We start from the raw sequence: 239 nt of genomic DNA on the forward strand, positions 1-239 counted from the left end.
TTTGCGCTGAGTTCAATCTGCTCACGTAGCGTTGCAATGGCTAACGGCTGATGATGTATGCCATCGCTATCCGTCTTATCTGTCGCAGTAACTTTCGACTTTGCTGATTGCTGTTGTGTAGGTTTTGGATGCAATATCTGATGTAGAGTATCGTACTCACCTGCCAAAACTGCGTGACGTTTTTCATCCTCGCTCAACTCGCGTTGCTGCATGTTCAAGCGTTGTTGTAAATCATGGGC

Annotated in this window: 1 protein-coding gene; it reads right to left on the reverse strand. The window is 46.4% G+C overall.

Annotation, left to right across the window (positions count from 1 at the left end):
• Positions 1 to 239, reverse strand: a 239-nt coding sequence (locus tag AAEZ03_RS28755) for a hypothetical protein (RefSeq protein WP_350583405.1), incomplete at both ends; no start/stop codon positions are given.

The sequence above is a fragment of the Pseudomonas sp. HY2-MNA-CIBAN-0224 genome (genome assembly GCF_040310285.1).
Classification (GTDB): domain Bacteria; phylum Pseudomonadota; class Gammaproteobacteria; order Pseudomonadales; family Pseudomonadaceae; genus Aquipseudomonas; species Aquipseudomonas helleri.